The 20780-nt window shown below is 63.5% G+C and carries 21 protein-coding genes; 13 read left to right on the plus strand and 8 right to left on the minus strand.

The window, feature by feature from the left end; genetic code table 11:
* Positions 1 to 107: 107 nt before the first annotated feature.
* The 3 genes from EGJ22_RS09225 to EGJ22_RS09235 all read right to left on the minus strand — a co-directional run bounded on the left by EGJ22_RS09225 (position 108) and on the right by EGJ22_RS09235 (position 3850).
* Positions 108 to 1649, minus strand: coding sequence for an APC family permease (locus EGJ22_RS09225; RefSeq protein WP_064314229.1), 1542 nt, complete (start codon positions 1647 to 1649; stop codon positions 108 to 110).
* Between the two features lie 79 nt (positions 1650 to 1728).
* A complete protein-coding gene (locus EGJ22_RS09230) occupies positions 1729 to 2502 on the minus strand; it encodes a gamma-glutamyl-gamma-aminobutyrate hydrolase family protein (protein WP_029886873.1) in 774 nt (257 codons plus the stop codon).
* A 4-nt stretch (positions 2503 to 2506) separates the two neighbouring features.
* Positions 2507 to 3850, minus strand: coding sequence for a glutamine synthetase family protein (locus tag EGJ22_RS09235; RefSeq protein ID WP_371921039.1), 1344 nt, complete (start codon positions 3848 to 3850; stop codon positions 2507 to 2509).
* 245 nt (positions 3851 to 4095) lie between these two features.
* On the opposite strand from EGJ22_RS09235, the gene EGJ22_RS09240 reads away from it, so the two are divergent.
* The 5 genes from EGJ22_RS09240 to EGJ22_RS09260 all read left to right on the plus strand — a co-directional run bounded on the left by EGJ22_RS09240 (position 4096) and on the right by EGJ22_RS09260 (position 8799).
* Positions 4096 to 4968, plus strand: coding sequence for a LysR family transcriptional regulator (locus EGJ22_RS09240; RefSeq protein WP_009684533.1), 873 nt, complete (start codon positions 4096 to 4098; stop codon positions 4966 to 4968).
* A gap of 205 nt (positions 4969 to 5173) precedes the next feature.
* Positions 5174 to 5437, plus strand: coding sequence for a DNA-directed RNA polymerase subunit omega (gene rpoZ, locus EGJ22_RS09245; protein WP_003253383.1), 264 nt, complete (start codon positions 5174 to 5176; stop codon positions 5435 to 5437).
* A 59-nt stretch (positions 5438 to 5496) separates the two neighbouring features.
* Entirely contained in the window at positions 5497 to 7605 is a 2109-nt protein-coding gene (gene spoT / locus EGJ22_RS09250; RefSeq protein WP_009684532.1) for a bifunctional GTP diphosphokinase/guanosine-3',5'-bis pyrophosphate 3'-pyrophosphohydrolase, read from the plus strand.
* Positions 7606 to 7628: 23 nt separating this feature from the next.
* Positions 7629 to 8009 carry a RidA family protein gene (locus tag EGJ22_RS09255; protein ID WP_009684531.1) on the plus strand — a complete coding sequence of 127 codons (381 nt, stop codon included), beginning with the start codon at positions 7629 to 7631 and terminating at the stop codon, positions 8007 to 8009.
* A 58-nt stretch (positions 8010 to 8067) separates the two neighbouring features.
* Positions 8068 to 8799, plus strand: coding sequence for a hypothetical protein (locus EGJ22_RS09260; RefSeq protein ID WP_029886876.1), 732 nt, complete (start codon positions 8068 to 8070; stop codon positions 8797 to 8799).
* Positions 8800 to 8941: 142 nt separating this feature from the next.
* Here EGJ22_RS09260 and EGJ22_RS09265 read toward each other — a convergent pair whose 3' ends face one another.
* Positions 8942 to 9799, minus strand: a complete 858-nt coding sequence (locus EGJ22_RS09265; protein ID WP_029886877.1) for an SDR family oxidoreductase — start codon at positions 9797 to 9799, stop codon at positions 8942 to 8944.
* A gap of 191 nt (positions 9800 to 9990) precedes the next feature.
* On the opposite strand from EGJ22_RS09265, the gene exbB reads away from it, so the two are divergent.
* From exbB to EGJ22_RS09295, 6 genes are all read left to right on the plus strand, one after another.
* On the plus strand, positions 9991 to 10956 hold the full coding sequence (exbB, locus tag EGJ22_RS09270) for a tonB-system energizer ExbB (protein ID WP_009684526.1): 966 nt from the start codon (positions 9991 to 9993) through the stop codon (positions 10954 to 10956).
* 3 nt (positions 10957 to 10959) lie between these two features.
* Entirely contained in the window at positions 10960 to 11388 is a 429-nt protein-coding gene (gene exbD / locus EGJ22_RS09275; RefSeq protein ID WP_009684525.1) for a TonB system transport protein ExbD, read from the plus strand.
* Positions 11385 to 12116: an energy transducer TonB gene (locus EGJ22_RS09280; protein WP_029886878.1), complete on the plus strand. Its 732-nt coding sequence runs from the start codon at positions 11385 to 11387 to the stop codon at positions 12114 to 12116. Before exbD ends, EGJ22_RS09280 begins: the two co-directional genes overlap by 4 nt.
* 94 nt (positions 12117 to 12210) lie before the next feature.
* The gene (locus EGJ22_RS09285; protein ID WP_009684523.1) at positions 12211 to 13137 is read left to right on the plus strand and encodes a hydrogen peroxide-inducible genes activator; all 927 of its coding nucleotides are present in this window, start codon (positions 12211 to 12213) and stop codon (positions 13135 to 13137) included.
* Between the two features lie 3 nt (positions 13138 to 13140).
* Positions 13141 to 15219: an ATP-dependent DNA helicase RecG gene (recG, locus tag EGJ22_RS09290; RefSeq protein ID WP_009684522.1), complete on the plus strand. Its 2079-nt coding sequence runs from the start codon at positions 13141 to 13143 to the stop codon at positions 15217 to 15219.
* 78 nt (positions 15220 to 15297) lie between these two features.
* Positions 15298 to 16701, plus strand: coding sequence for an aminoacyl-tRNA deacylase and HDOD domain-containing protein (locus EGJ22_RS09295; protein ID WP_009684521.1), 1404 nt, complete (start codon positions 15298 to 15300; stop codon positions 16699 to 16701).
* Positions 16702 to 16732: 31 nt separating this feature from the next.
* On the opposite strand, the gene EGJ22_RS09300 is transcribed toward EGJ22_RS09295, so the two are convergent.
* From EGJ22_RS09300 to EGJ22_RS09315, 4 genes are all read right to left on the minus strand, one after another.
* Positions 16733 to 17110, minus strand: a complete 378-nt coding sequence (locus tag EGJ22_RS09300; protein ID WP_009684520.1) for an SCP2 sterol-binding domain-containing protein — start codon at positions 17108 to 17110, stop codon at positions 16733 to 16735.
* Between the two features lie 146 nt (positions 17111 to 17256).
* Positions 17257 to 17562 (minus strand): HU family DNA-binding protein, encoded by a 306-nt coding sequence (locus EGJ22_RS09305; RefSeq protein WP_009684519.1) that lies wholly within the window; start codon positions 17560 to 17562, stop codon positions 17257 to 17259.
* Positions 17563 to 17749: 187 nt separating this feature from the next.
* Entirely contained in the window at positions 17750 to 18898 is a 1149-nt protein-coding gene (locus tag EGJ22_RS09310) for an NAD(P)/FAD-dependent oxidoreductase (protein ID WP_029886879.1), read from the minus strand.
* A gap of 16 nt (positions 18899 to 18914) precedes the next feature.
* On the minus strand, positions 18915 to 19082 hold the full coding sequence (locus EGJ22_RS09315) for a rubredoxin (protein WP_003253349.1): 168 nt from the start codon (positions 19080 to 19082) through the stop codon (positions 18915 to 18917).
* A gap of 190 nt (positions 19083 to 19272) precedes the next feature.
* Between EGJ22_RS09315 and EGJ22_RS09320 the strand changes: the two genes are divergently transcribed.
* Positions 19273 to 19830, plus strand: coding sequence for a chorismate lyase (locus EGJ22_RS09320; protein WP_029886880.1), 558 nt, complete (start codon positions 19273 to 19275; stop codon positions 19828 to 19830).
* Positions 19830 to 20720 (plus strand): 4-hydroxybenzoate octaprenyltransferase, encoded by an 891-nt coding sequence (ubiA, locus tag EGJ22_RS09325; protein WP_029886881.1) that lies wholly within the window; start codon positions 19830 to 19832, stop codon positions 20718 to 20720. Before EGJ22_RS09320 ends, ubiA begins: the two co-directional genes overlap by 1 nt.
* Positions 20721 to 20780: the final 60 nt, after the last annotated feature.

A 20780-nucleotide genomic window follows, 5' to 3' on the forward strand; every position in this document is an offset into this window, starting at 1 on the left:
TCGCTCTAACAGGCGCTGCATACCTTGTGGCAAACACCTGTCAGCCCTGATGCGATCCCCGTGGGAGCTGGCTTGCCGGCGATTGGGCCGCATCGCGGCCCCTTGCTTTATTCCTGCAAAGGCAGGGTGGCCTGCTGGCGCAGGGTAGCCCCCAGGAAATACGCCGGCGCACGCAGGCGTGACAGCATCATCAGCCCGATGCCCAGCACCGAGATGATCGCGGCAATCACGAACACCAGCCCCACCCCGCCGACATGCGAACCGCTGCCGAAGTCCGGCGACGCGCTGTCGATGGCGGTACGCGCGAAGATCACCGACAGAATCACCCCACCCACCAGCGGGCACATGCCACGCATGAAGAAGTGGCGCACGCTGCTGAACAGGCTGCCGCGGAAATACCAGACGCAGGCAAACGCCGTCAGCGAATAGTAGAAACAGATCATCATGCCCAGCGCAGTGATGGTATCGGCCAACACGTTCTCGCTCAGCGTACGCATGGTCACGTAGAACAGGCCCGCCGCCACACCTGCACAAATGGTGGCGTAGCGTGGGGTCTGCGAGCGTGGGCAAACGCTGGCGAACTTCGGCGGTACTGCGCCGTAATAACCCATGGCCAGCAGCGTGCGCGCCGGCGCCACGAAGGTCGATTGCAACGAGGCTGCGGTACTGGCCAGCACGGCAATGGACATCAGGATCGCCAGCGGCCCCATCACCGGGCCGGCCAGGTGGGCAAACACGTTCTCCTGGATGCGCGGGTTGTTGAGCCCCAGGCCGGTTTCGCTAATGCCGGCAAACTGCAGGGTGGCAATGGCAGTGAACAGGTACAGGCCGAGGATCAGCATGACGGTCAAGGTGGCAGCCTTGCCCGGCACCTCTTCACTGCCAACCGACTCTTCGCTGACGGTCAGGCAGGTATCCCAACCCCAGAAGATAAAGATCGACAGCGACAAGCCCGCGGCAAAGGCCGAGAACGACTCCACGCCGAATGGGTTGAACCAGGCCAGGTCGAACGCCATCGGCGGTGGCGCGGTGGTGCCGCCGAACGCGGCGAAAGCGAAGCCGACCAACACCAGCAATTGCAGGGCCACCAGGCCATACTGCACGGTCATGGTGGTGGCCATGCCCCGGCAGCAGATCCACACCGCCAGGGCGATGAACACACAACAGGTGACGATGTTGATCAACAGGTTGTCGGCCAGCCCCGCCAGCGCGTGCCTGCCGGTGATCTGGCCGAGGAACAGGTAGAAGAAGTCGACCGCCACCCCCGCCAGGTTGGACAGCACGATGGTGGTGGCAACCACCAGCCCCCACCCCCCGATCCAGCCGATCATCGGCCCGAAGGCGCGCGCCGACCAGGTAAAGGAGGTGCCGCTGTCCGGCTCTGCCGAGTTCAGTTCACGGTAGCCCAAGGCTACCAGCAGCATTGGCAGGAAGCCGACGATGAACACGGCTGGCAGGTGTGCCCCTACCTCACGCACGGTAGGGCCCAGTGCGCCGGTGAGGGTATAGACCGGGGCGATGGTGGAGATGCCCAGTACCACGCTGGCCAGCAAGCCCAGGCGACCCTTGGCCAGGCCTTTGCTGCGCTGATTGTTGCCCGCTTCGGCCGCCAGGTCGGGTGGGCGGGCGGCTTCGGTGTAATTGCTCATGAGTATTTGCCGTAAGTTTTGGAATTGTTCTTACAGGCCTTGCGCACAAGGCCCGCTTTCACTCATTGAAAGCTTGCTGTCAGGGGCGCGTCAGCCGTGCGCCCTCCCGTGCTGCATAGGCAATGCAGGCCTCGCGAAACGCCTGAAACAGGCGCAGCGAGACCGGGTTTTCGCTGAACCGCCACTCTGGGTGCCACTGCACGCCAAGGACGAAGCCCGGCGCACCGGGCATGGACACCGCTTCGATGAGGCCGTCCGGGGCCCGCGCTTCGACCCGCAGGCACGAAGCCAGGCGCTCGATGCCCTGGCTGTGCAGCGAGTTGACCTCGAACTGCGCTGCCAGCCCCAGGCGCTCGAACAAGCCACCAGGCTCTACGAACACCGGGTGCCGAAGGCCGTACTGCACCTCCAGGGGCGCGCCCTCGGGCTCGCGATGGTCCAGGTAGCCAGGCAGCTCTTGCACACGCTGGTGCAGGCTGCCCCCCAGGGCCACGTTCAATTCCTGATAACCACGGCAAATGCACAACATCGGCACACCGGCGGCGATCGCCGCCTGCAGCAGCGGCAAGGTCAGCCGGTCACGCGCCAGGTCATGAAGGGTGCCCGCGGCACTGGGGGCGCCATTGTAATGATGCGGTTCGATATTTGAAGGCGAGCCCGTAAAAACAATGCCGTGCAGGCAGGCCAGCAACGCTTGCGTGTCGCTGCCACCGTCACGGGCCGGCAGAATCAGCGGCAGGCCGGCAAACGCGGCCGCCTCGACATACTTGTCGCCAACCGTGTGCGACGAGTTCTTCCCCACCTGCTGGCGGCAGACGCTGACACCGATCAAGGGGACCGCAGTTGCGCTCATGGGCTTACACCGTGTGCAGGTACCAGTTGTACTCGAGGTCGGAAATCGACACTTCGAACTCGGCCAGTTCGCTTTCCTTGCAGGCCACGAAGATATCGATGTAGTCCGGGCTGATGTATTGGTTGAGCACCTCACTGTCGTCCAACGCGCGCAAGGCATCGCGTAGGTTGTTCGGCAGGCTCTGTTCGAGTTGCTCGTAGGAGTTGCCTTCGATCGGCGCCTGGGGTTCGACCTGGTTGGTCAGGCCGTGATGCACGCCGGCCAGGATGGCCGCCAGCATCAGGTACGGGTTGGCGTCGGCGCCGGCCACACGGTGCTCAAGGCGCACGTTGTCGCTGCTGTCGGTGGGCACGCGGACGGCTACCGTACGGTTGTCCAGGCCCCAGCTCGGCGCATTGGGCACGTAGAACTGGGCGCCGAAGCGGCGGTAGGAGTTGATGTTCGGGCACAGGAAGGCCATCGATGCCGGCATCGTCTCCAGCACCCCACCAATGGCGTGACGCAGGGTATCGCTCTGCAGCGGGTCGTCACTGGCGAAGATATTCTTGCCGGTTTTCTTGTCCAGCAGCGAGATGTGCACGTGCAGGCCGTTGCCTGCCTGGCCCGGGTAGGGCTTGGCCATGAAGGTGGTGTCCATTTCATGGTCGTAGGCCACGTTCTTGATCAGCCGCTTCAGCAGGATCGCGTAGTCGCAGGCTTTCAGCGGGTCGTCAACGTGGTGCAGGTTGACCTCGAACTGCGCCGGGGCACTTTCCTTGACGATGGCGTCCGCCGGCAGCCCCTGCTCCTTGGCGGCTTCGAGCATGTCCTGCAGGCAATCTGCATATTCGTCGAGGTCGTCGATCAGGTACACCTGGGTCGATTGCGGGCGCTTGCCGGAAATCGGCGAGCGCGGCGGTTGCGGGCGGCCATTGAGGTTGTCCTGGTCAATCAGGTAGAACTCAAGCTCGAAGGCGGCGCAGATAGCCAGGCCCAGGTCGTCGAACTTGCTGACCACCTGGCGCAGCACTTCCCGCGGGTCGGCGAAAAACGGCTGGCCATCCAGTTCGTGCATGGTCATCAGCAACTGGGCTGTGGGGCGCTTCTGCCACGGCTCATCCGATAACGTGCCAGGGATCGGGAAGCAGATACGGTCGGCATCGCCGATGTCCAGGCCAAGGCCGGTGCTTTCCACGGTGGAGCCGTTGATGTCCAGGGCGAACAGCGACGCCGGCAGGTTGATGCCCTTTTCGTACACCTTGTGCAGGCTGGCTCGCTCGATGCGCTTGCCGCGTACCACGCCGTTCATGTCGGAGATCAGCAGGTCGACGTACTGCGTGTCCGGATGGGCCTGGAGGAAGTCTTTCATCTCGCTGGAAGAACTGGCGCACGGGGTGACCGACGTCATGGCTGTACATCCTTTGATTTGCTGCGGCGATGTGGGGGGTACGGCTGGCGCCTCATGGGCGACGATGGTTGCAGCTGTTGTTCTTTTCACTTCCCATCGTGGGGATTGTTGACCCGACCGGGCGCATTGATTCCGGGGGGCGGTTTCACTATAAAATGGCCCTGATGCAACAGACATTGGCAATTCGGCAAGCAGAGCGTGCACCAATGCAATATCAGATCACCCACGCCGACCTCACTCTGGTCCTGGCACTGGAGCGTGGCCGCTCGCTGGCGAAGGCCGCCGAGTTGCTCAAAGTTGACGTATCGACGGTCTTCCGCTCGATACGCCGGCTGGAATCGGCCCTCGGTACTGCGCTGTTCGTGAAAAGCCGCAAAGGCTACCTGCCAACCGATACTGCCCAGGCCCTGGCCGAGCAGGCCGAGCGTGCCGAGCAGGCGCTGGAGGCCGCGCGCATTGCCATGACCAGTGGCGAGCAGGTGGTCAGCGGCACGGTGCGCCTGACCTGTACCGAGGCGGTCATGCACAGCCTGCTGCTGCCGGCGCTGGCCGAGTTCATGCCCAACTACCCGGCGCTGTCGCTGGAAATGGGCACCTCCAACACCTTCGCCAACCTCAGCCGGCGCGACGCCGACATTGCCCTACGCCTGACCAATACACCGCCGGAACACCTGGTGGGCCGCAACCTGGGCTCGACGTCCTATGTCATCTGCGGCCAGCCGCAGTGGCGCGAGCGGCTGGCCGAATCGCCTGCCAGCACCCCGTGGATCGCCCCTGACGACTCCATGCAGGACCACCCCACGGTGGTCTGGCGCAACCAGCAGCACCCCGGGTTGAGCCCGCGCTACCAGTGCAGCAGCATGTCGACCATCGCCCAGTTGGTGACCGCCGGGTTGGGCGTGGCGGCGCTGCCGGACTACATGGTGCACGCGCTGCCCGGCGTCGATGCGCTCAGCGGGCCGCTGGCCGGCTGCGACACCCAGCTATGGCTGCTGACCCGCCCGGACTGCCGGGCACTGCGCTCGGTGCAGACCTTGTTCGAAGAGCTGACCCCGAGGTTGCGCGGCGCGATGCTCTGAGGTTATCGTCAGGCTCATGCGTCGAGGGTGTCTGTTTCGGACCTTTCGCGGCTGAAACCGCGCCTGCAGGGTGCGGTGGCAGGCTTGGTGATGACGCTGCTCGGCAAAACAGCGCTTCCCTATTGGCTGGTGAATTTTTATACTATCGAGTCCGCCTGCCCACTATTGGGCTGCACGCCCACCGCATTTGCTACTGAGGAAGACCATGGCCCGCGTAACTGTTGAAGACTGCCTGGAACACGTGGATAACCGCTTTGAGCTGGTCATGCTCTCGACCAAGCGCGCTCGCCAGCTGGCGACCGGCGGCAAGGAACCACGTGTAGCGTGGGAAAACGACAAGCCTACCGTCGTTGCCCTGCGTGAAATCGCCGAAGGCATCGTCACCAACGAATTCATCGCCGCTGAAGAGATCGTCACCGAGGATCCGGTGTTCGCCGCGTTCGAGGACGAGAACAACGAGGCTGTCTGATTGATGCCAGGTCGACGTCGCACGGCGCAAGGCCCTCTTCCTCGGCAGGAGGTAAACCCATGCCGGGTATAGAAGCCTTGGCCGAACGGCTGTCGACCTATCTTGGCCCTGAACAGGTCAACCTGGTCCGGCGCGCCTATTTCTATGCCGAACAGGCCCACGACGGGCAGCGCCGCCGCAGCGGCGAGCCCTACGTGACCCACCCGCTGGCCGTGGCCAGCATCCTCGCCGACATGCACATGGACCATCAAAGCCTGATGGCGGCCATGCTGCACGATGTGATCGAAGACACCGGTATCGCCAAGGAAGCCCTCAGCCAGCAATTTGGCGAGACCGTGGCCGAGCTGGTTGACGGGGTCAGCAAGCTGACCCAGATGAACTTCGAAACCAAGGCCGAGGCGCAGGCTGAAAACTTTCAGAAAATGGCCATGGCCATGGCGCGCGATATTCGCGTGATCCTGGTCAAGCTGGCTGACCGCCTGCACAACATGCGCACCCTTGAAGTGCTGTCCGGTGAAAAGCGCCGGCGCATCGCCAAGGAAACCCTCGAAATCTACGCCCCCATCGCCAACCGCCTGGGCATGCATACGGTGCGCGTGGAGTTCGAAGACCTCGGCTTCAAGGCCATGCACCCCATGCGCTCGTCGCTGATTCACCGTGCGGTGAAAAGCGCTCGTGGCAACCGCAAGGAAATCGTCGCCAAGATCGAGCACTCGCTGGCGAACTGCCTGGCTGCCGATGGCATCGAAGGCGAAATCAGCGGCCGGCAGAAGCACCTCTATGGCATCTACAAGAAGATGCGCGGCAAGCGCCGCGCCTTCAACGAGATCATGGACGTGTACGCCTTCCGCGTCATCGTTGACAAAGTCGATACCTGCTACCGTGTGCTCGGCGCCGTGCATAACCTGTACAAGCCGCTGCCCGGCCGCTTCAAGGACTACATCGCGATCCCCAAGGCCAACGGTTACCAGTCGTTGCACACCACGCTGTTCGGTATGCATGGCGTGCCCATCGAAATCCAGATCCGTACCCGCGAGATGGAAGAGATGGCAAACAACGGCATCGCGGCGCATTGGCTGTACAAGTCCAACGACGACGAGCAACCCAAGGGCAGCCACGCCCGTGCCCGCCAGTGGGTCAAAGGCATCCTCGAGCTGCAGCAGCGTGCTGGCAACTCGCTGGAGTTCATCGAAAGCGTGAAGATCGACCTGTTCCCGGACGAGGTCTACGTGTTCACGCCCAAGGGCCGCATCATGGAGCTGCCCAAAGGCTCGACGGCCGTCGACTTCGCTTACGCGGTACACACCGACGTCGGCAACAGTTGCATCGCCTGCCGTATCAATCGCCGCCTGGCGCCGTTGTCCGAACCGCTGCAGAGCGGGTCCACGGTGGAAATCGTCAGCGCCCCGGGCGCCCGGCCAAACCCGGCCTGGCTCAACTTCGTGGTTACCGGCAAGGCGCGCACGCACATCCGCCACGCGCTCAAGCAGCAGCGCCGGTCCGAATCCATCAGCCTGGGCGAACGCCTGCTGAACAAGGTGCTCACCGGCTTCGACAGCAGCCTGGAGAAGATCCCTCAGGAACGTATCCAGGCGATCCTGGCGGAGTACCGCCTGGAACTGATCGAAGACCTGCTCGAAGATATCGGCCTGGGCAACCGCATGGCGTATGTGGTTGCGCGCCGCCTGCTGTCAGCCGAAGGCGAACAGTTGCCAGCACCGGAAGGGCCGCTGGCGATCCGCGGTACCGAGGGGCTGGTACTGAGTTATGCCAAGTGCTGTACACCCATCCCGGGCGACCCGATCGTCGGCCACCTGTCGGCAGGCAAGGGCATGGTCGTACACCTGGAGAACTGCCGCAACATCAGTGAAATCCGCCACAACCCGGAAAAATGCGTGCAGCTTTCCTGGGCCAAGGACATCACCGGCGAGTTCAATGTCGAACTGCGGGTCGAACTGGAGCACCAGCGCGGCCTGATTGCCCTGCTTGCCAGCAGCGTCAACGCGGCCGACGGCAATATCGAGAAAATCAGCATGGACGAGCGCGACGGCCGTATCAGCGTGGTCCAACTGGTGGTCAGCGTACACGATCGCGTGCACCTGGCCCGTGTGATCAAGAAGCTGCGTACCTTGACCGGTGTGGTCCGCATCACCCGCATGCGTACGTAGTCCGCCAACCGCAAGGAGTCATCATGAGCAAGACCGTCATCAACAGCGACAAGGCCCCCGCCGCTATCGGTACCTACTCGCAGGCGATCAAGGCCGGCAATACCGTGTACATGTCCGGCCAGATCCCGCTGGACCCGAAGACCATGGAGCTGGTCGAAGGCTTCGAAGCCCAGACCGTGCAGGTATTCGAGAACCTCAAGGCCGTGGCTGAGGCTGCCGGCGGTTCGTTCAAGGACATCGTCAAGCTGAACATCTTCCTGACTGACCTGAGCCACTTCGCCAAGGTCAACGAAGTGATGGGCCGCTACTTCGAACAGCCTTACCCAGCCCGCGCCGCGATTGGCGTTGCCGCGCTGCCAAAAGGCGCCCAGGTCGAAATGGACGCCATCCTGGTCATCGAATGATGCCTTGGGCGACGGGCACCCTGCCCGTCGCCCCCTCTCCTGCGCAAGGTTTCCCGACATGCGTCACGCACTGCCCCTCGCGCTGGTAGCCCTGCTCCTGAGCGGCTGCGCCAGCCACAAACCCGAAGATTTCAACGGCACCTGGATCAACCAGGCTGCGATCAAGGCCGCGGTAAAGGGCGACAGCCTGCGCCAGGCCCTCAATGAAAATGGTCCGGTATTCGAGTGGAAGCTCGACGTCGCCAACCAGCAGGCCAGCTACAGCAATGGCTTCGAAGCGGCGGACGGCCAGCTGGTCACGCTCGACAAGCAATTGCAGGCCAGCTTTGACGGTGGCCAGACCGAGCAGCTTGCGCTGGACGGTGACGAACTGCTGACCACAGACCAGAGCGGCGCAAAGCAGGCTTTTGTCCGCGTACAACCCTCTGCCACCGCCAACGCCCCGCTGGGCAGCAGCTTCGAAAAAGCCCTGTACCAAGCGTATCTGGGCGGTGAATGGACCATTCTCGAAGGCCAGGGCCAAGGCGGAAAAGTGCGCTTCAGCGATACCGGCAACGTCACTGGCTTGCCTGGGCCAGACCGTTTCGCCCTGTGCCTGGCCGGCGACTGCGCCACCATGGGCGGCAGCAACGACAGCCTGTGGCTGGAGCGCAACCAACGGGGTGCGCCTTTCATCATCAAGCGTGACGGCGACAAGCTGGAGATCTTCCAGGCGGTGAACCGTGCCCAGGCTGATGACATGCCCCAACTGGCAGCGGGCAAGCGCCAGTGGTTGCTGGAAAAAAACTGAAGCCTGCAGCAGCGGCCTTGTTTCGCGACAGGGCCGCAACACGGCACCAGGGCATCAGCGTCGCCGCGTGGATTGCCAGGGCTGCGTTGCAGTCCAATCGCAACGCCAGGCCGCGCCTACAGAAGTCGCGTCAAGGGTGTGGTCAGGCTTTCGCCGCCAGGATGGCTGCGTAGCCTTCCTTGTAACTCGGATACACCGGTGCCCAGCCCAACGCCTTCACCCGTGCGTTGCTGCAGCGCTTGCTACCGGTACGCCGCACGCGCTGTTCATCTGACCACTCGGTAACCCCCAGGTAGGCCCGCAACCAGGCCACCACATCGGCCAGCGGTGCCGGATCATCGTCAACCCCGATGTAACAGTCGTCCAACGCCTTGCCATCAGCATCTTCCCGCAGCAGAAACGCCAGCAAGCTGGCAGCATCTTCGGCATGAATACGGTTGCCGTACAGCGGCGGCTGCTCAGCCACCCGATAGCCTTGGCGTACTTGGCTCAGCAGCCACTCGCGGCCGGGGCCGTAGATGCCAGTGAGGCGCACCACACTCGCCGGTATGCCGCTGCCAAGGGCCAAGCGCTCCGCTTCCAGCATCACCCGCCCCGAATACCCCTCGGGCTCGGTCGCCGACCCTTCCTCAACCCACTCGCCGTCCTTCTGCGCATACACGCTACTGCTTGACACGAACAGCAAGCGGCGCGGCCGTTGGCCACGCTCGGCCAGCCAGGCCAGCACATGGCGTAAACCGTCGACATAGGCCGCCCGGTAACCCGCCTCGTCATGCTGGCTGGCCGCCACGCAGTACACCAGGTAGTCCAGCGTACCCCGTGGCCATGCGGCTGGCAGCGAAGGCTCGGCCAAGTCCGCAGCCACCGGGTGAACCCCCGCAGGCAATTGCCCCACCGAACGGCGCAGACCGCTGACCTGCCAGCCACGTGCCAGCATCTGCCGGGCCAAGCGCCCGCCTACATCACCACAACCCACCACCATCACGGAAAGGTCTGACATCACAAAACTCCCTGGACCAACTGATCAGCCCAACCACGCTACACGATGGATGGCTAGACCATAGGCGAAAAAAGCTACAATATTACTTTTGTTAACAAGAATTACTTGCAATAATGGCGACCAAGTTGTTCTCGGCCCGCCTCGAGGCCTTGGAGAACGTTCGTCTTTTCTCTTCATCAGGTCCGGCCAGCATGACACGTACTAAACCCTCCGCTTCGCCAACCCAGTCGCGCGCCTGGCGCGCCATCGCCGCGCTGACGCTCAGCCTGGTGCTGGCCCCGGCAGCCATGGCCGATGAGCCAACCGCCAATACCACCACGCCGGCCGCCGCCACTGCCGCTGCTGCCCCGAGCACCGCCCCGGCTGGCGAGGCACCCGCCACCAGCGCCACTGCCGGTGCACCAGCTGCAGCAGACCCAAGCGTCGAAGCCCTGGTTGAAGATACCTCGCTGGGCATGGCCCACGACCTGTCCCCTTGGGGCATGTACAAGAACGCCGACATCGTGGTGAAGATCGTCATGATCGGCCTGGCTATCGCCTCCATCATCACTTGGACCATCTGGATCGCCAAAGGCTTCGAGCTGATGGGCGCCAAACGCCGCCTGCGTGGCGAAATCGCCCAGCTGAAGAAGGCCACCACGCTGAAAGATGCCAGCGAAGTCTCCAGCAAGGAAGGCACGCTGGCCCATACCCTGGTGCACGACGCCCTTGAAGAGATGCGCCTGTCGGCCAATGCCCGCGAGAAAGAGGGTATCAAGGAACGCGTCAGCTTCCGCCTGGAGCGCCTGGTGCATGCCAGCGGCCGTAACATGAGCAGCGGCACCGGCGTACTTGCCACCATTGGTTCCACCGCCCCGTTCGTCGGCCTGTTCGGCACCGTCTGGGGCATCATGAACAGCTTCATCGGTATCGCCAAGACCCAGACCACCAACCTGGCCGTGGTCGCCCCGGGTATCGCCGAAGCCCTGCTGGCCACCGCCCTGGGCCTAGTCGCGGCAATCCCGGCCGTGGTCATCTACAACGTCTTCGCCCGCTCCATTGCCGGCTACAAGGCTCAGGTGTCCGATGCTTCCGCGCAGGTACTGCTGCTGGTCAGCCGCGATCTGGATCACCAAGGCAGCGAGCGCGCCGCCCCGCACATGGTGAAAGTGGGGTAAGCCATGGGCCTGCATCTCAACGAAGGTGGCGACGACCTCGCCGAAAACCACGAAATCAACGTTACGCCGTTCATCGACGTAATGCTGGTACTGCTGATCATCTTCATGGTTGCCGCCCCCCTGGCCACAGTCGATATCAAGGTCGACCTGCCGGCCTCGACCGCCAAACCGGCGCCGAGGCCCGAGAAGCCGGTGTTCGTCAGCGTCAAGGCAGACCAGAAGCTGTACGTCGGCGACGATCAGGTCCCGGCACCCGACCAGCTTGGCCCGATGCTCGACGCCAAGACCAAGGGTGACAAGGAAACCACCATCTTCTTCCAGGCCGACAAAGGCGTGGATTACGGTGACCTGATGGAAGTGATGAACAACATGCGCTCGGCCGGCTACCTGAAAGTCGGCCTGGTAGGTCTCGAGACGGCAGCCAAGAAATGACAAAACCGCGCTCAAACATGGCGCGCTACGCTGGCAGCCTGGCGATCGTGCTGGGCGTGCACGTGGTCGCCGTGCTGCTGACGCTCAACTGGTCTGTGCCGCAGGCCATCGAGTTGCCGCCAGCAGCCATGATGGTCGAACTGGCACCGCTGCCGGAACCCGCGCCACCGCCGCCCCCGAAAGCGGCGCCGCAGCCACCTGCACCGGTAGAGGAACCACCTTTGCCGAAGCTGGTGGAGGCACCCAAGCCGAAGATCGCCATCCCCAAGCCGCCCAAGCCGAAGGCCAAGCCCCAGCCGCCCAAGCCTGAGAAGAAGCCTGAGCCGTCGAAGGAAGCACCACCGACCGAGCAGACCGTCGACGCGCCGCCGAGCAATACGCCACCGCAGAAGTCCGCGGCACCGGCCCCGAGCATCGCGTCCAACAGCAACGCCCTGCCGACCTGGCAGAGTGACCTGCTGCGCCACCTGGCCAAGTACAAACGGTACCCGGAAGACGCGCGCCGCCGTGGCCTGCAAGGCATCAACCGCCTGCGCTTCGTGGTCGACGCCGAGGGCAAGGTGGTGTCGTATTCGATGGCCGGTGGGTCGGGCAGTGCCGCGCTGGACCGCGCGACCATGGAAATGATCCGCCGCGCCGGCAAAGTGCCAAAGCCGCCACCCGAGTTGTTGAACAATGGCACCATCGAAGTCGTGGCCCCCTTCGTCTACTCGCTGGATCGCCGCTAAGACTTTTGTTTCTGTCACAAATCGGCAAGTCTGATAACGTGCGTCTATCGATTGCAGCCGCTATGCTGGGGCCGCAACTTCATGGACGCACGTTATGACCCTCACAGAACTACGCTACATCGTCACACTCGCCCAGGAACAGCACTTCGGCCATGCCGCCGAGCGCTGCCACGTGAGCCAGCCGACCCTGTCGGTCGGTGTGAAGAAGCTTGAGGATGAGCTTGGCGTTCTGATCTTCGAACGCAGCAAAAGCGCGGTCCGCCTGACCCCTGTCGGCGAGAGCATCGTTGCCCAGGCACAAAAGGTACTGGAGCAGGCCCAGGGCATTCGCGAACTGGCCCAGGCTGGCAAGAACCAGCTGACTGCGCCGCTCAAGGTCGGTGCCATCTACACCGTGGGCCCCTACCTGTTCCCGCACCTGATCCCGCAACTGCACCGCGTGGCACCGCAGATGCCGCTGTACATCGAAGAAAACTTCACCCATGTGCTGCGCGAGAAGCTGCGCAATGGCGAGCTGGACGCGGTGATCATCGCCCTGCCGTTCAATGAAGCCGATGTGCTCACCCTGCCCCTCTACGACGAACCGTTCTGCGCGCTGATGCCTGCCGACCACCCATGGACGGCCAAAAAGACCATCGACACCGCCATGCTCAACGACAAGAGCCTGTTGCTGCTGGGTGAAGGTCACTGCTTCCGTGACCAGGTGCTGGAAGCCTGCCCTACCCTGAACAAGGGGGGTGAAGGGTCGCGGCACACCACGGTCGAATCCAGCTCGCTGGAAACCATCCGCCACATGGTAGCGTCCGGCCTTGGCGTGTCTATCCTGCCGCTGTCGGCGGTGCACAGCCACCACTACGCGCCTGGGGTCATCGAAGTCCGCCCGCTGACCGCCCCGGCACCGTTCCGCACCGTGGCCATCGCCTGGCGCGCCAGCTTCCCACGGCCAAAGGCCATCGAGATCCTCGCCGACTCGATCCGCCTGTGCTCGGTAGCCAAGGCCCCTGCAGAACAAACGGCCTGAGTCATGACGGAGCTGTCGAACGTCCCGGTCACCGTGCTCAAGGGTGTTGGCGAGGCCATGGCCGAAAAGCTCGCCAAGGTCGGCCTGGAAAACTTGCAGGACGTGCTGTTCCACCTGCCCCTGCGCTATCAGGACCGCACCCGCGTGGTTCCGATCGGCCAGCTGCGCCCAGGCCAGGACGCGGTGATCGAGGGGGTGGTCAGCGGTGCCGACGTGACCATGGGCAAGCGTCGCAGCCTGGTGGTACGCCTGGGTGACGGCAGTGGCGTGTTGAGCTTGCGCTTCTACCATTTCAGCAACGCGCAAAAGGAAGGGCTCAAGCGCGGCACCCACCTGCGCTGCTACGGCGAAGCTCGCCCGGGCGCTTCCGGGCTGGAGATCTACCACCCGGAGTACCGCGCACTGAACGGTGACGAACCGCCACCGCCGGTCGACCAAACCCTCACCCCGATCTACCCGTCTACCGAGGGCCTTACCCAGCAACGCCTGCGCCAACTGTGCCAACAGAGCCTGAGCCTGCTCGGCCCGCGCAGCCTGCCCGACTGGCTGCCCGACGAACTGGCCCGCGACTACCAGCTGGCGCCGCTGGATGACGCCATCCGCTACCTGCACAACCCGCCCGCCGACGCCGACGTCGAGGAGTTGGCCCTGGGCCACCACTGGGCTCAGCACCGCCTGGCATTCGAAGAGCTGCTCACCCACCAGCTGTCGCAACAGCGCCTGCGCGAGAGCCTGCGCAGCCTGCGTGCGCCAGTGCTGCCCAAGGCCACCCGGCTGCCGGCGCAATACCTGGCCAATTTGGGCTTCCAGCCGACCGGCGCGCAGCAGCGCGTCGCCAACGAAATTGCCTACGACCTCAGCCAGCACGAGCCGATGATGCGCCTGGTGCAAGGCGACGTGGGTGCCGGTAAGACCGTGGTCGCCGCGCTGGCCGCGTTGCAGGCCCTGGAGGCTGGTTATCAGGTGGCATTGATGGCCCCCACTGAGATCCTTGCCGAACAGCACTACATCACCTTCAAGCGCTGGCTGGAGCCTTTGGGTCTGGAGGTGGCCTGGCTAGCCGGCAAACTCAAGGGCAAGGCGCGGGCGGCGTCGCTCGAGCAGATCGCCAATGGCGCCCCGATGGTGGTCGGCACCCACGCCCTGTTCCAGGACGAGGTGAAGTTCAAGCACCTGGCCTTGGCCATCATCGACGAACAGCACCGTTTCGGCGTGCAGCAACGCCTGGCGCTGCGCAAGAAAGGCGTAGCCGGCGAGCTGTGCCCACACCAGCTGATCATGACCGCGACCCCCATTCCGCGCACCTTGGCCATGAGTGCCTACGCCGACCTGGACACCTCGGTGCTCGACGAGCTGCCGCCTGGGCGCACGCCGGTGAACACCGTGCTGGTGGCCGACAGCCGGCGTTTCGAAGTGGTCGAACGGGTACGCGCCGCCTGCGCTGAAGGGCGCCAGGCGTACTGGGTGTGCACGCTGATCGAAGAGTCCGAGGAACTGACCTGCCAAGCAGCCGAAAGCACTTACGAGGAGCTGGGCAGCGCCTTGGGTGAACTGCGGGTCGGGTTGATCCACGGCCGCATGAAACCGGCGGAAAAGGCCGAGATCATGGCCGAGTTCAAGGCCGGCAACCTGCAGTTGCTGGTCGCCACCACCGTCATCGAGGTGGGCGTGGACGTGCCCAATGCCAGCCTGATGATCATCGAAAACCCCGAGCGCCTCGGCCTGGCCCAGCTGCACCAGTTGCGTGGCCGGGTGGGTCGCGGCAGCGCCGTCAGCCATTGCGTGCTGCTGTACCACCCGCCGCTGTCGCAGATCGGCCGCGAGCGCCTGGGCATCATGCGCGAAACCAACGACGGCTTCATCATCGCCGAAAAAGACCTTGCGCTACGCGGCCCGGGCGAAATGCTGGGTACCCGCCAGACCGGCCTGCTGCAATTCAAGGTCGCCGACCTGATGCGCGACGCCGACCTGTTGCCAGCGGTACGCGATGCCGCCCAGGCCCTGATCGCACGCTGGCCGGAGCACGTCAGCCCGCTGCTGGACCGTTGGCTGCGTCATGGCCAGCAATATGGTCAGGTGTGACGCCTGTCCCATAATGGATCCAGATTTGCGCCCAGGGTGGTTATACTTCGCGTTTAAAAGAATCAGTGGATACGGACCATGACTGAAGTTGCCCTGGACACCGCAACCCCACACACGCCTTCCGTCATCAGGCTGCTGCTCGAGAAACTCGGCGTAGCCTACCGCGAGGTGGTCGAACATCCGCACCTGCCCGCAGCCTCGCGGGTACAGGCCGTGCTGCTGGACGACGAGGTGGGCGCCATGATGGTGCTGTTCCCGCAGAGCCAGCTGCTGGACCTGAACCGCCTGGCCGAACTGACCGGGCGCAAGCTCACCGCCGTGTCGGTGCCACGCCTCAAGCAAATGCTCGACAAACACCAGCTCAAGGCGCTGCCGGGCATCCCGGCGCTCACCAGCTCACCGTGCCAGTACGAAAAAAGCCTGCTGGACGTCGACCTGGTGTACATCAATTCGGGTGAAGCCGGCCTGTTGCTGGAAATAGAGCGCGCGCACTTCAAGCGCATGTTGCTCAAGGCCAGCGCCAGCAGCTTTGGCCAGGAAGTCGGGGCGATCAGCCCCAACCTCGACCGCCCTAACGACGATACCCGCGAAATCACCAATGCCGTGCAAGCCTTCACTGCCCGGCGTATCCAGAAGCGTCTGGAAGAAACCATCGAAATCCCGCCGCTGGCCGATACTGCGCAGAAAATCATCAAACTGCGGGTAGACCCCAACGCCAGCATCGACGATATCACTGGGGTGGTAGAAACCGACCCGGCCCTGGCCGCCCAGGTGGTCAGCTGGGCGGCATCACCCTACTACGCCTCGCCGGGCAAGATCCGCTCGGTGGAAGACGCCATCGTGCGCGTGCTGGGCTTCGACCTGGTGATCAACCTCGCCCTCGGCCTGGCCCTGGGCAAGACCCTGAGCCTGCCCAAGGACAACCCTCAGCAGGCCACCCCGTACTGGCAGCAGTCGATCTACACCGCCGCCATCATCGAGGGCCTTACCCGAGCCATGCCGCGGGCAGAGCGCCCTGAAGCAGGCCTGACCTACCTGGCCGGGCTGTTGCACAACTTCGGTTACCTGCTGCTGGCACACGTTTTCCCGCCGCACTTCTCGCTGATTTGTCGCCACCTGGAGGTCAACCCTCACCTGAACCACACCTATGTGGAACAACACCTGCTGGGTATCAGCCGCGAGCAGATTGGTGCCTGGTTGATGAAACTGTGGGACATGCCGGTAGAGCTCTCGGCCGCGCTGCGTTTCCAGCACGACCCGGCTTACGACGGCGAGTTTTCGGAATTCCCCAACCTGGTATGCCTGGCCACACGCCTGCTGCGCTCGCGGGGGATTGGCTCGGGGCCGCTGGAGGAGATTCCTGACGAACTGCTGGAGCGTTTGGGCATTGCCCGGGAAAAGGCCGAGGATGTGGTGAACAAAGTGCTGGAGGCCGAGAGCTTGCTGCGGGAGCTGGCTTCGCAGTTCAACGCACCGCATTGAAGCCCGGGGCCGCTTGGCGGCCCCAAACATTTCAGCCCTGCTTCTTCTTCGGCTTCAGGTACTTCATCAACCCCTGAAACCACATCACCAACGCCGGATTGCCCTTGATCTGGATGTTCTTGTCCTGAATGCCCTGCATGAACGCCAACTGCTTGTTGCTTGCCTGCAAGGTGGCAAAGCCATAGGCGGCATCCTTGAAGGCAATGGCAAAGGCTGGCTGTGAGTACGACCCGCTTTTGCTGCTGACACGCTCGTTGCTGACGATAAAGTGCCGGGCGACCTTGCCGTCCAGGGTCTGCATCTGGAATACCAGGTCCTTGCCTTTGAGCTGCTGCTGGAATGCCGGATTATTGCGGCTGGCCCGGGCCATCAGCAGCCCCATGGCCCAGAGAAGAAAGCGGAACTTCATCGACACGCCTCGATGGAAAAGTGACTAAGTTGCGCAGTTTATCCTCCTAATGACCGTTTTATGCAAGTTCGCAGCAATTACTGGGTGTAAAGCACAACGGGCGCCATCTGGCGCCCGTTCGGGATCAACGCATCCTCAGTGCACAGTTACTTTTTCTTGCTGGCCTTGCTCGGCGCGGCCGGCGTATTGACGCTGTCCCTGAGGTTCTTGCCGGGCTTGAAAGCCACGGTATTGCTGGCTTTGATCTTGACCGGCTGGCCGGTTTGCGGGTTTTTGCCGGTACGCGCGCCGCGGTGACGCTTTTCGAAAGTGCCGAAACCAACCAGGGTCACGGTGTCCTTGTCCAGGGCGCCCGTGATGCTGTCGAGAATCGCGTTCAGCACTTGATTAGCCTTTTCTTTGGTCAGGTCAGCTTTTTCAGCGATGACGGCGGCGAGTTCTGGTTTGCGCATAGTAAAGCCTCTTTGACGGAATTCTTGTTGTTATGCCGTGCTGCCTTCAGGAGCAGCGCTCAAGGCACCGCAGGCTCTAACCTGCGGCAGACGGGAGTGAGAATGGCACGTGGTTCGGGGCCGCGCCAGTATCTGAGCGGCCATTGTGCAGGCAACAACAGGGCAAACCAGACAGAACGCCGGGCAATTACGCCATAACTGCAGGTAGCTGGCGGTTCAGCGCCAGCTTTTCCATGACCGCAGCCCCGGTCAGGGCGTAACCCAGCAGCCCGCCACCCGCATCGATGCACAGCACCTTCAGGTCATTGCCTTGCCCTTCCACCTGCCAAGTGCCTTCTCGCCCCTGTGGCGGTGGCGACACCACCAGCGGGCAAGCCGGGGTTTTCACCGTGATCGGCATTGGCCCATAGGCAACTGCCGTGGGCTTGCCGGCCAGGGTTTGGGCCAGTGCCCGTGCACAACTCATCAGTGGCATCACGTACAACAGGTTGATGCCGTCTACCTCGGCACAATCCCCGAGGGCGAAGATATTGGCGTGGGAGGTTCGCAGCTCACGGTCCACGCTGACGCCACGGTTGACCTGCAGCCCGGCCGCGGCAGCCAGGTCGGTACGCGGGCGCAGGCCAATGGCCGAAACGACCAGGTCACAGCCAACCACGCTGCCATCCGACAGGTGCGCCTCCAGGCCGTGGGGCGCCTGCTGCAAGCGGGTCAGAACCGGCCCAAGGTGGAAGCGTACGCCCAGGTCTTGCAACCCACGTTGTACCGCGCCGGCAGCGGCCGGATGCAACAGGGTCGGCATGACCTGCTCGCAGGGTGCAACCACATCCACCTGGAAGCCCCCCAGGCTCATGTCGTTGGCAAACTCGCAGCCGATCAGGCCAGCGCCGAGAATCAGCACGCGTTGCTTGCCGGCGGCGGCAGCACGAAAGCGTGCGTAGTCCTCCAGGTCGTTGATGGGGAACACCAGGTGGCTGGCATCGCCTTCAACCGGCACCTGCACGGTCTGCGCACCCCACGCCAGCACCAGGTCGCGGTATGCCACGGTCTCTTCGCCGATCCACAGGCGTTTGTGCCCAGGGTCGATGCCGCTGATGCGGGTATGGGTGCGGATTTCGGCGTTCAGCTGCTCGGCCATGGCACCGGCTTCAGCCATGCACAGGTCAGCGGCGCCCTTGTGCTTGGCATAGCCCATGGAAAGCATAGGCTTGGAGTAGGAACGACCGTCATCGGCGGTGATCAGCAGCAGCGGCGTATGCGCATCGAGCTTGCGAAATTCGCGGGCCAGGTTGTAGCCCGCCAGGCCGGTGCCGATGATTACCACAGGGGACGTCATGTCGTGCTTGCCTCGCTTAGCCGATGGAGATCATTTCAAAGTCGCTTTTGCCAACACCGCAGTCAGGGCATAGCCAGTCTTCCGGCACGTCCTCCCAACGGGTGCCAGGGGCGATGCCGTCGTCGGGCCAGCCTTCGGCTTCGTCGTAGATCAGGCCACAGACGATACATTGCCACTTTTTCATCAGGTTGTTTTCCTCGGGTCAGGCTGGGGCTTTGTGTTGCTGCTGATGGCCCTATGGCGGGTGAGCCCGCTGCAACAGGGACCAACGCGCAATGCTTGGGGGCTTTGTAGCGGCCCTGCCCGCAGTATGCAAGCAGTCGGGGCAATCATGCTAAGCTCGCCGCCTCTCAGGTTGTAACAAGCAGACCGACGTGTCGTACGAATCCCCGCAAGCAGCCGCTGTCGCGTGGCTGCCGTATTCACGGCTGGCGACCGACATCGACCAGCCCACCCTTGACTGGCTGTTCGACGAAGGCTCACTGACCCGCCGCCTGACGCGCCTGGCCCACGATGACTTTTCCGTCACCCCTTTGTTCGAGGGCTGGCAGCCACTGCGCGCCGACGAATGCCAGGCACTGGGCATCGCTGTTGGCGCTGAAGGCTGGGTGCGCGAGGTGTACCTGCGCGGCCATGGCCAGCCGTGGGTGTTCGCCCGCAGCGTGGCCAGCCGCAGTGCGCTGGCCCGCGGCGGGTTGGACCTGGAACGCCTCGGCAGCCGTTCGTTGGGCGAGTTGCTGTTCTGCGACCAGGCGTTCATCCGCCACCCAATCCAAGTGTGCAGTTACCCACAGGCGTGGTTGCCGGCAGATGCCGCCCGGCCAGCGCTATGGGCTCGCCGCTCGCGTTTTGAACGTGACGGGCTGGACCTGCTAGTGGCCGAGGTGTTCCTGCCGGCGCTGTGGCAAGCGGCCCAGGAGGAAAACAGCTGATGTACCTGCAACTGCTCAAGTCGCTGAACCGCCTGCACCCGCGTGCCTGGGACTTTGTCCAGCTCAGCCGCATGGACCGCCCGATCGGCATCTACCTGCTGCTGTGGCCCACGCTGTCGGCGGTATGGATTGCCGGCAACGGCTCGCCGACCCTGGCCAACGTGCTGATCTTCGGCCTTGGCGTAGTACTGATGCGCGCCGCCGGCTGCTGCATCAACGATTTTGCCGACCGCAAGGTGGATGGCCACGTCAAGCGTACCGCCGACCGGCCCCTGGCCAGTGGCCGCGTGCGCCCGCGCGAGGCGCTGGCCCTTTTCGCCATACTTGTCGGGGTCAGTTTCCTGCTGGTGCTGTGCACCAATAGCCGCACCGTGTGGCTGTCGTTCGGCGCGGTGGCGTTGGCGTTCTGCTACCCGTTCATGAAGCGCTACACCTACTACCCGCAAGTGGTGCTGGGGGCAGCGTACTCGTGGGGCATTCCGATGGCGTTCACGGCCGCTGGCGGCGAACTGCCGGCCAGTGCCTGGCTGCTGTATATCGCCAACCTGCTGTGGACGGTCGGCTACGACACCTATTACGCCATGGTCGACCGGGACGACGACCTGAAGATCGGCGTGAAATCCACGGCCATCCTGTTCGGTGAGGCCGACCGCAGCATCATCCTGACTTTGCAGTTGTTGTCGCTGGGCTGCCTGTTGCTGGCCGGTAGCCGCTTTGACCTCGGCGGCTGGTTCCACCTGGGGCTGCTGGGGGCGGTGGCGTGCTTTGCCTGGGAGTACTGGTCTACACGAAAGCTGGACCGCGAGTCATGCTTCAAGGCGTTCCTGCACAATCACTGGGCGGGGTTGCTGGTGTTTATGGGGGTGGTTCTGGACTACGCGCTGCGCTGACAGCGTGAGCACCCCACCTTGTGGGAGCGGGCTTACCCCGCCCCCGCAAGCCGACTGCAA

The sequence above is a fragment of the Pseudomonas sp. p99-361 genome (assembly GCF_003935475.1).
GTDB lineage: Bacteria > Pseudomonadota > Gammaproteobacteria > Pseudomonadales > Pseudomonadaceae > Aquipseudomonas > Aquipseudomonas juntendi.

What these genes read in the sequence shown, in the direction of transcription:
- EGJ22_RS09225 (WP_064314229.1), bottom strand. Translation starts at nt 1,649, where the DNA reads ATGAGCAATTACACCGAAGCCGCCCGCCCACCCGACCTGGCGGCCGAA.
- EGJ22_RS09230 (WP_029886873.1), bottom strand. Translation starts at nt 2,502, where the DNA reads ATGAGCGCAACTGCGGTCCCCTTGATCGGTGTCAGCGTCTGCCGCCAG.
- EGJ22_RS09235 (WP_371921039.1), bottom strand. Translation starts at nt 3,850, where the DNA reads ATGAAAGACTTCCTCCAGGCCCATCCGGACACGCAGTACGTCGACCTG.
- EGJ22_RS09240 (WP_009684533.1), top strand. Translation starts at nt 4,096, where the DNA reads ATGCAATATCAGATCACCCACGCCGACCTCACTCTGGTCCTGGCACTG.
- rpoZ (WP_003253383.1), top strand. Translation starts at nt 5,174, where the DNA reads ATGGCCCGCGTAACTGTTGAAGACTGCCTGGAACACGTGGATAACCGC.
- spoT (WP_009684532.1), top strand. Translation starts at nt 5,497, where the DNA reads ATGCCGGGTATAGAAGCCTTGGCCGAACGGCTGTCGACCTATCTTGGC.
- EGJ22_RS09255 (WP_009684531.1), top strand. Translation starts at nt 7,629, where the DNA reads ATGAGCAAGACCGTCATCAACAGCGACAAGGCCCCCGCCGCTATCGGT.
- EGJ22_RS09260 (WP_029886876.1), top strand. Translation starts at nt 8,068, where the DNA reads ATGCGTCACGCACTGCCCCTCGCGCTGGTAGCCCTGCTCCTGAGCGGC.
- EGJ22_RS09265 (WP_029886877.1), bottom strand. Translation starts at nt 9,799, where the DNA reads ATGTCAGACCTTTCCGTGATGGTGGTGGGTTGTGGTGATGTAGGCGGG.
- exbB (WP_009684526.1), top strand. Translation starts at nt 9,991, where the DNA reads ATGACACGTACTAAACCCTCCGCTTCGCCAACCCAGTCGCGCGCCTGG.
- exbD (WP_009684525.1), top strand. Translation starts at nt 10,960, where the DNA reads ATGGGCCTGCATCTCAACGAAGGTGGCGACGACCTCGCCGAAAACCAC.
- EGJ22_RS09280 (WP_029886878.1), top strand. Translation starts at nt 11,385, where the DNA reads ATGACAAAACCGCGCTCAAACATGGCGCGCTACGCTGGCAGCCTGGCG.
- EGJ22_RS09285 (WP_009684523.1), top strand. Translation starts at nt 12,211, where the DNA reads ATGACCCTCACAGAACTACGCTACATCGTCACACTCGCCCAGGAACAG.
- recG (WP_009684522.1), top strand. Translation starts at nt 13,141, where the DNA reads ATGACGGAGCTGTCGAACGTCCCGGTCACCGTGCTCAAGGGTGTTGGC.
- EGJ22_RS09295 (WP_009684521.1), top strand. Translation starts at nt 15,298, where the DNA reads ATGACTGAAGTTGCCCTGGACACCGCAACCCCACACACGCCTTCCGTC.
- EGJ22_RS09300 (WP_009684520.1), bottom strand. Translation starts at nt 17,110, where the DNA reads ATGAAGTTCCGCTTTCTTCTCTGGGCCATGGGGCTGCTGATGGCCCGG.
- EGJ22_RS09305 (WP_009684519.1), bottom strand. Translation starts at nt 17,562, where the DNA reads ATGCGCAAACCAGAACTCGCCGCCGTCATCGCTGAAAAAGCTGACCTG.
- EGJ22_RS09310 (WP_029886879.1), bottom strand. Translation starts at nt 18,898, where the DNA reads ATGACGTCCCCTGTGGTAATCATCGGCACCGGCCTGGCGGGCTACAAC.
- EGJ22_RS09315 (WP_003253349.1), bottom strand. Translation starts at nt 19,082, where the DNA reads ATGAAAAAGTGGCAATGTATCGTCTGTGGCCTGATCTACGACGAAGCC.
- ubiA (WP_029886881.1), top strand. Translation starts at nt 19,830, where the DNA reads ATGTACCTGCAACTGCTCAAGTCGCTGAACCGCCTGCACCCGCGTGCC.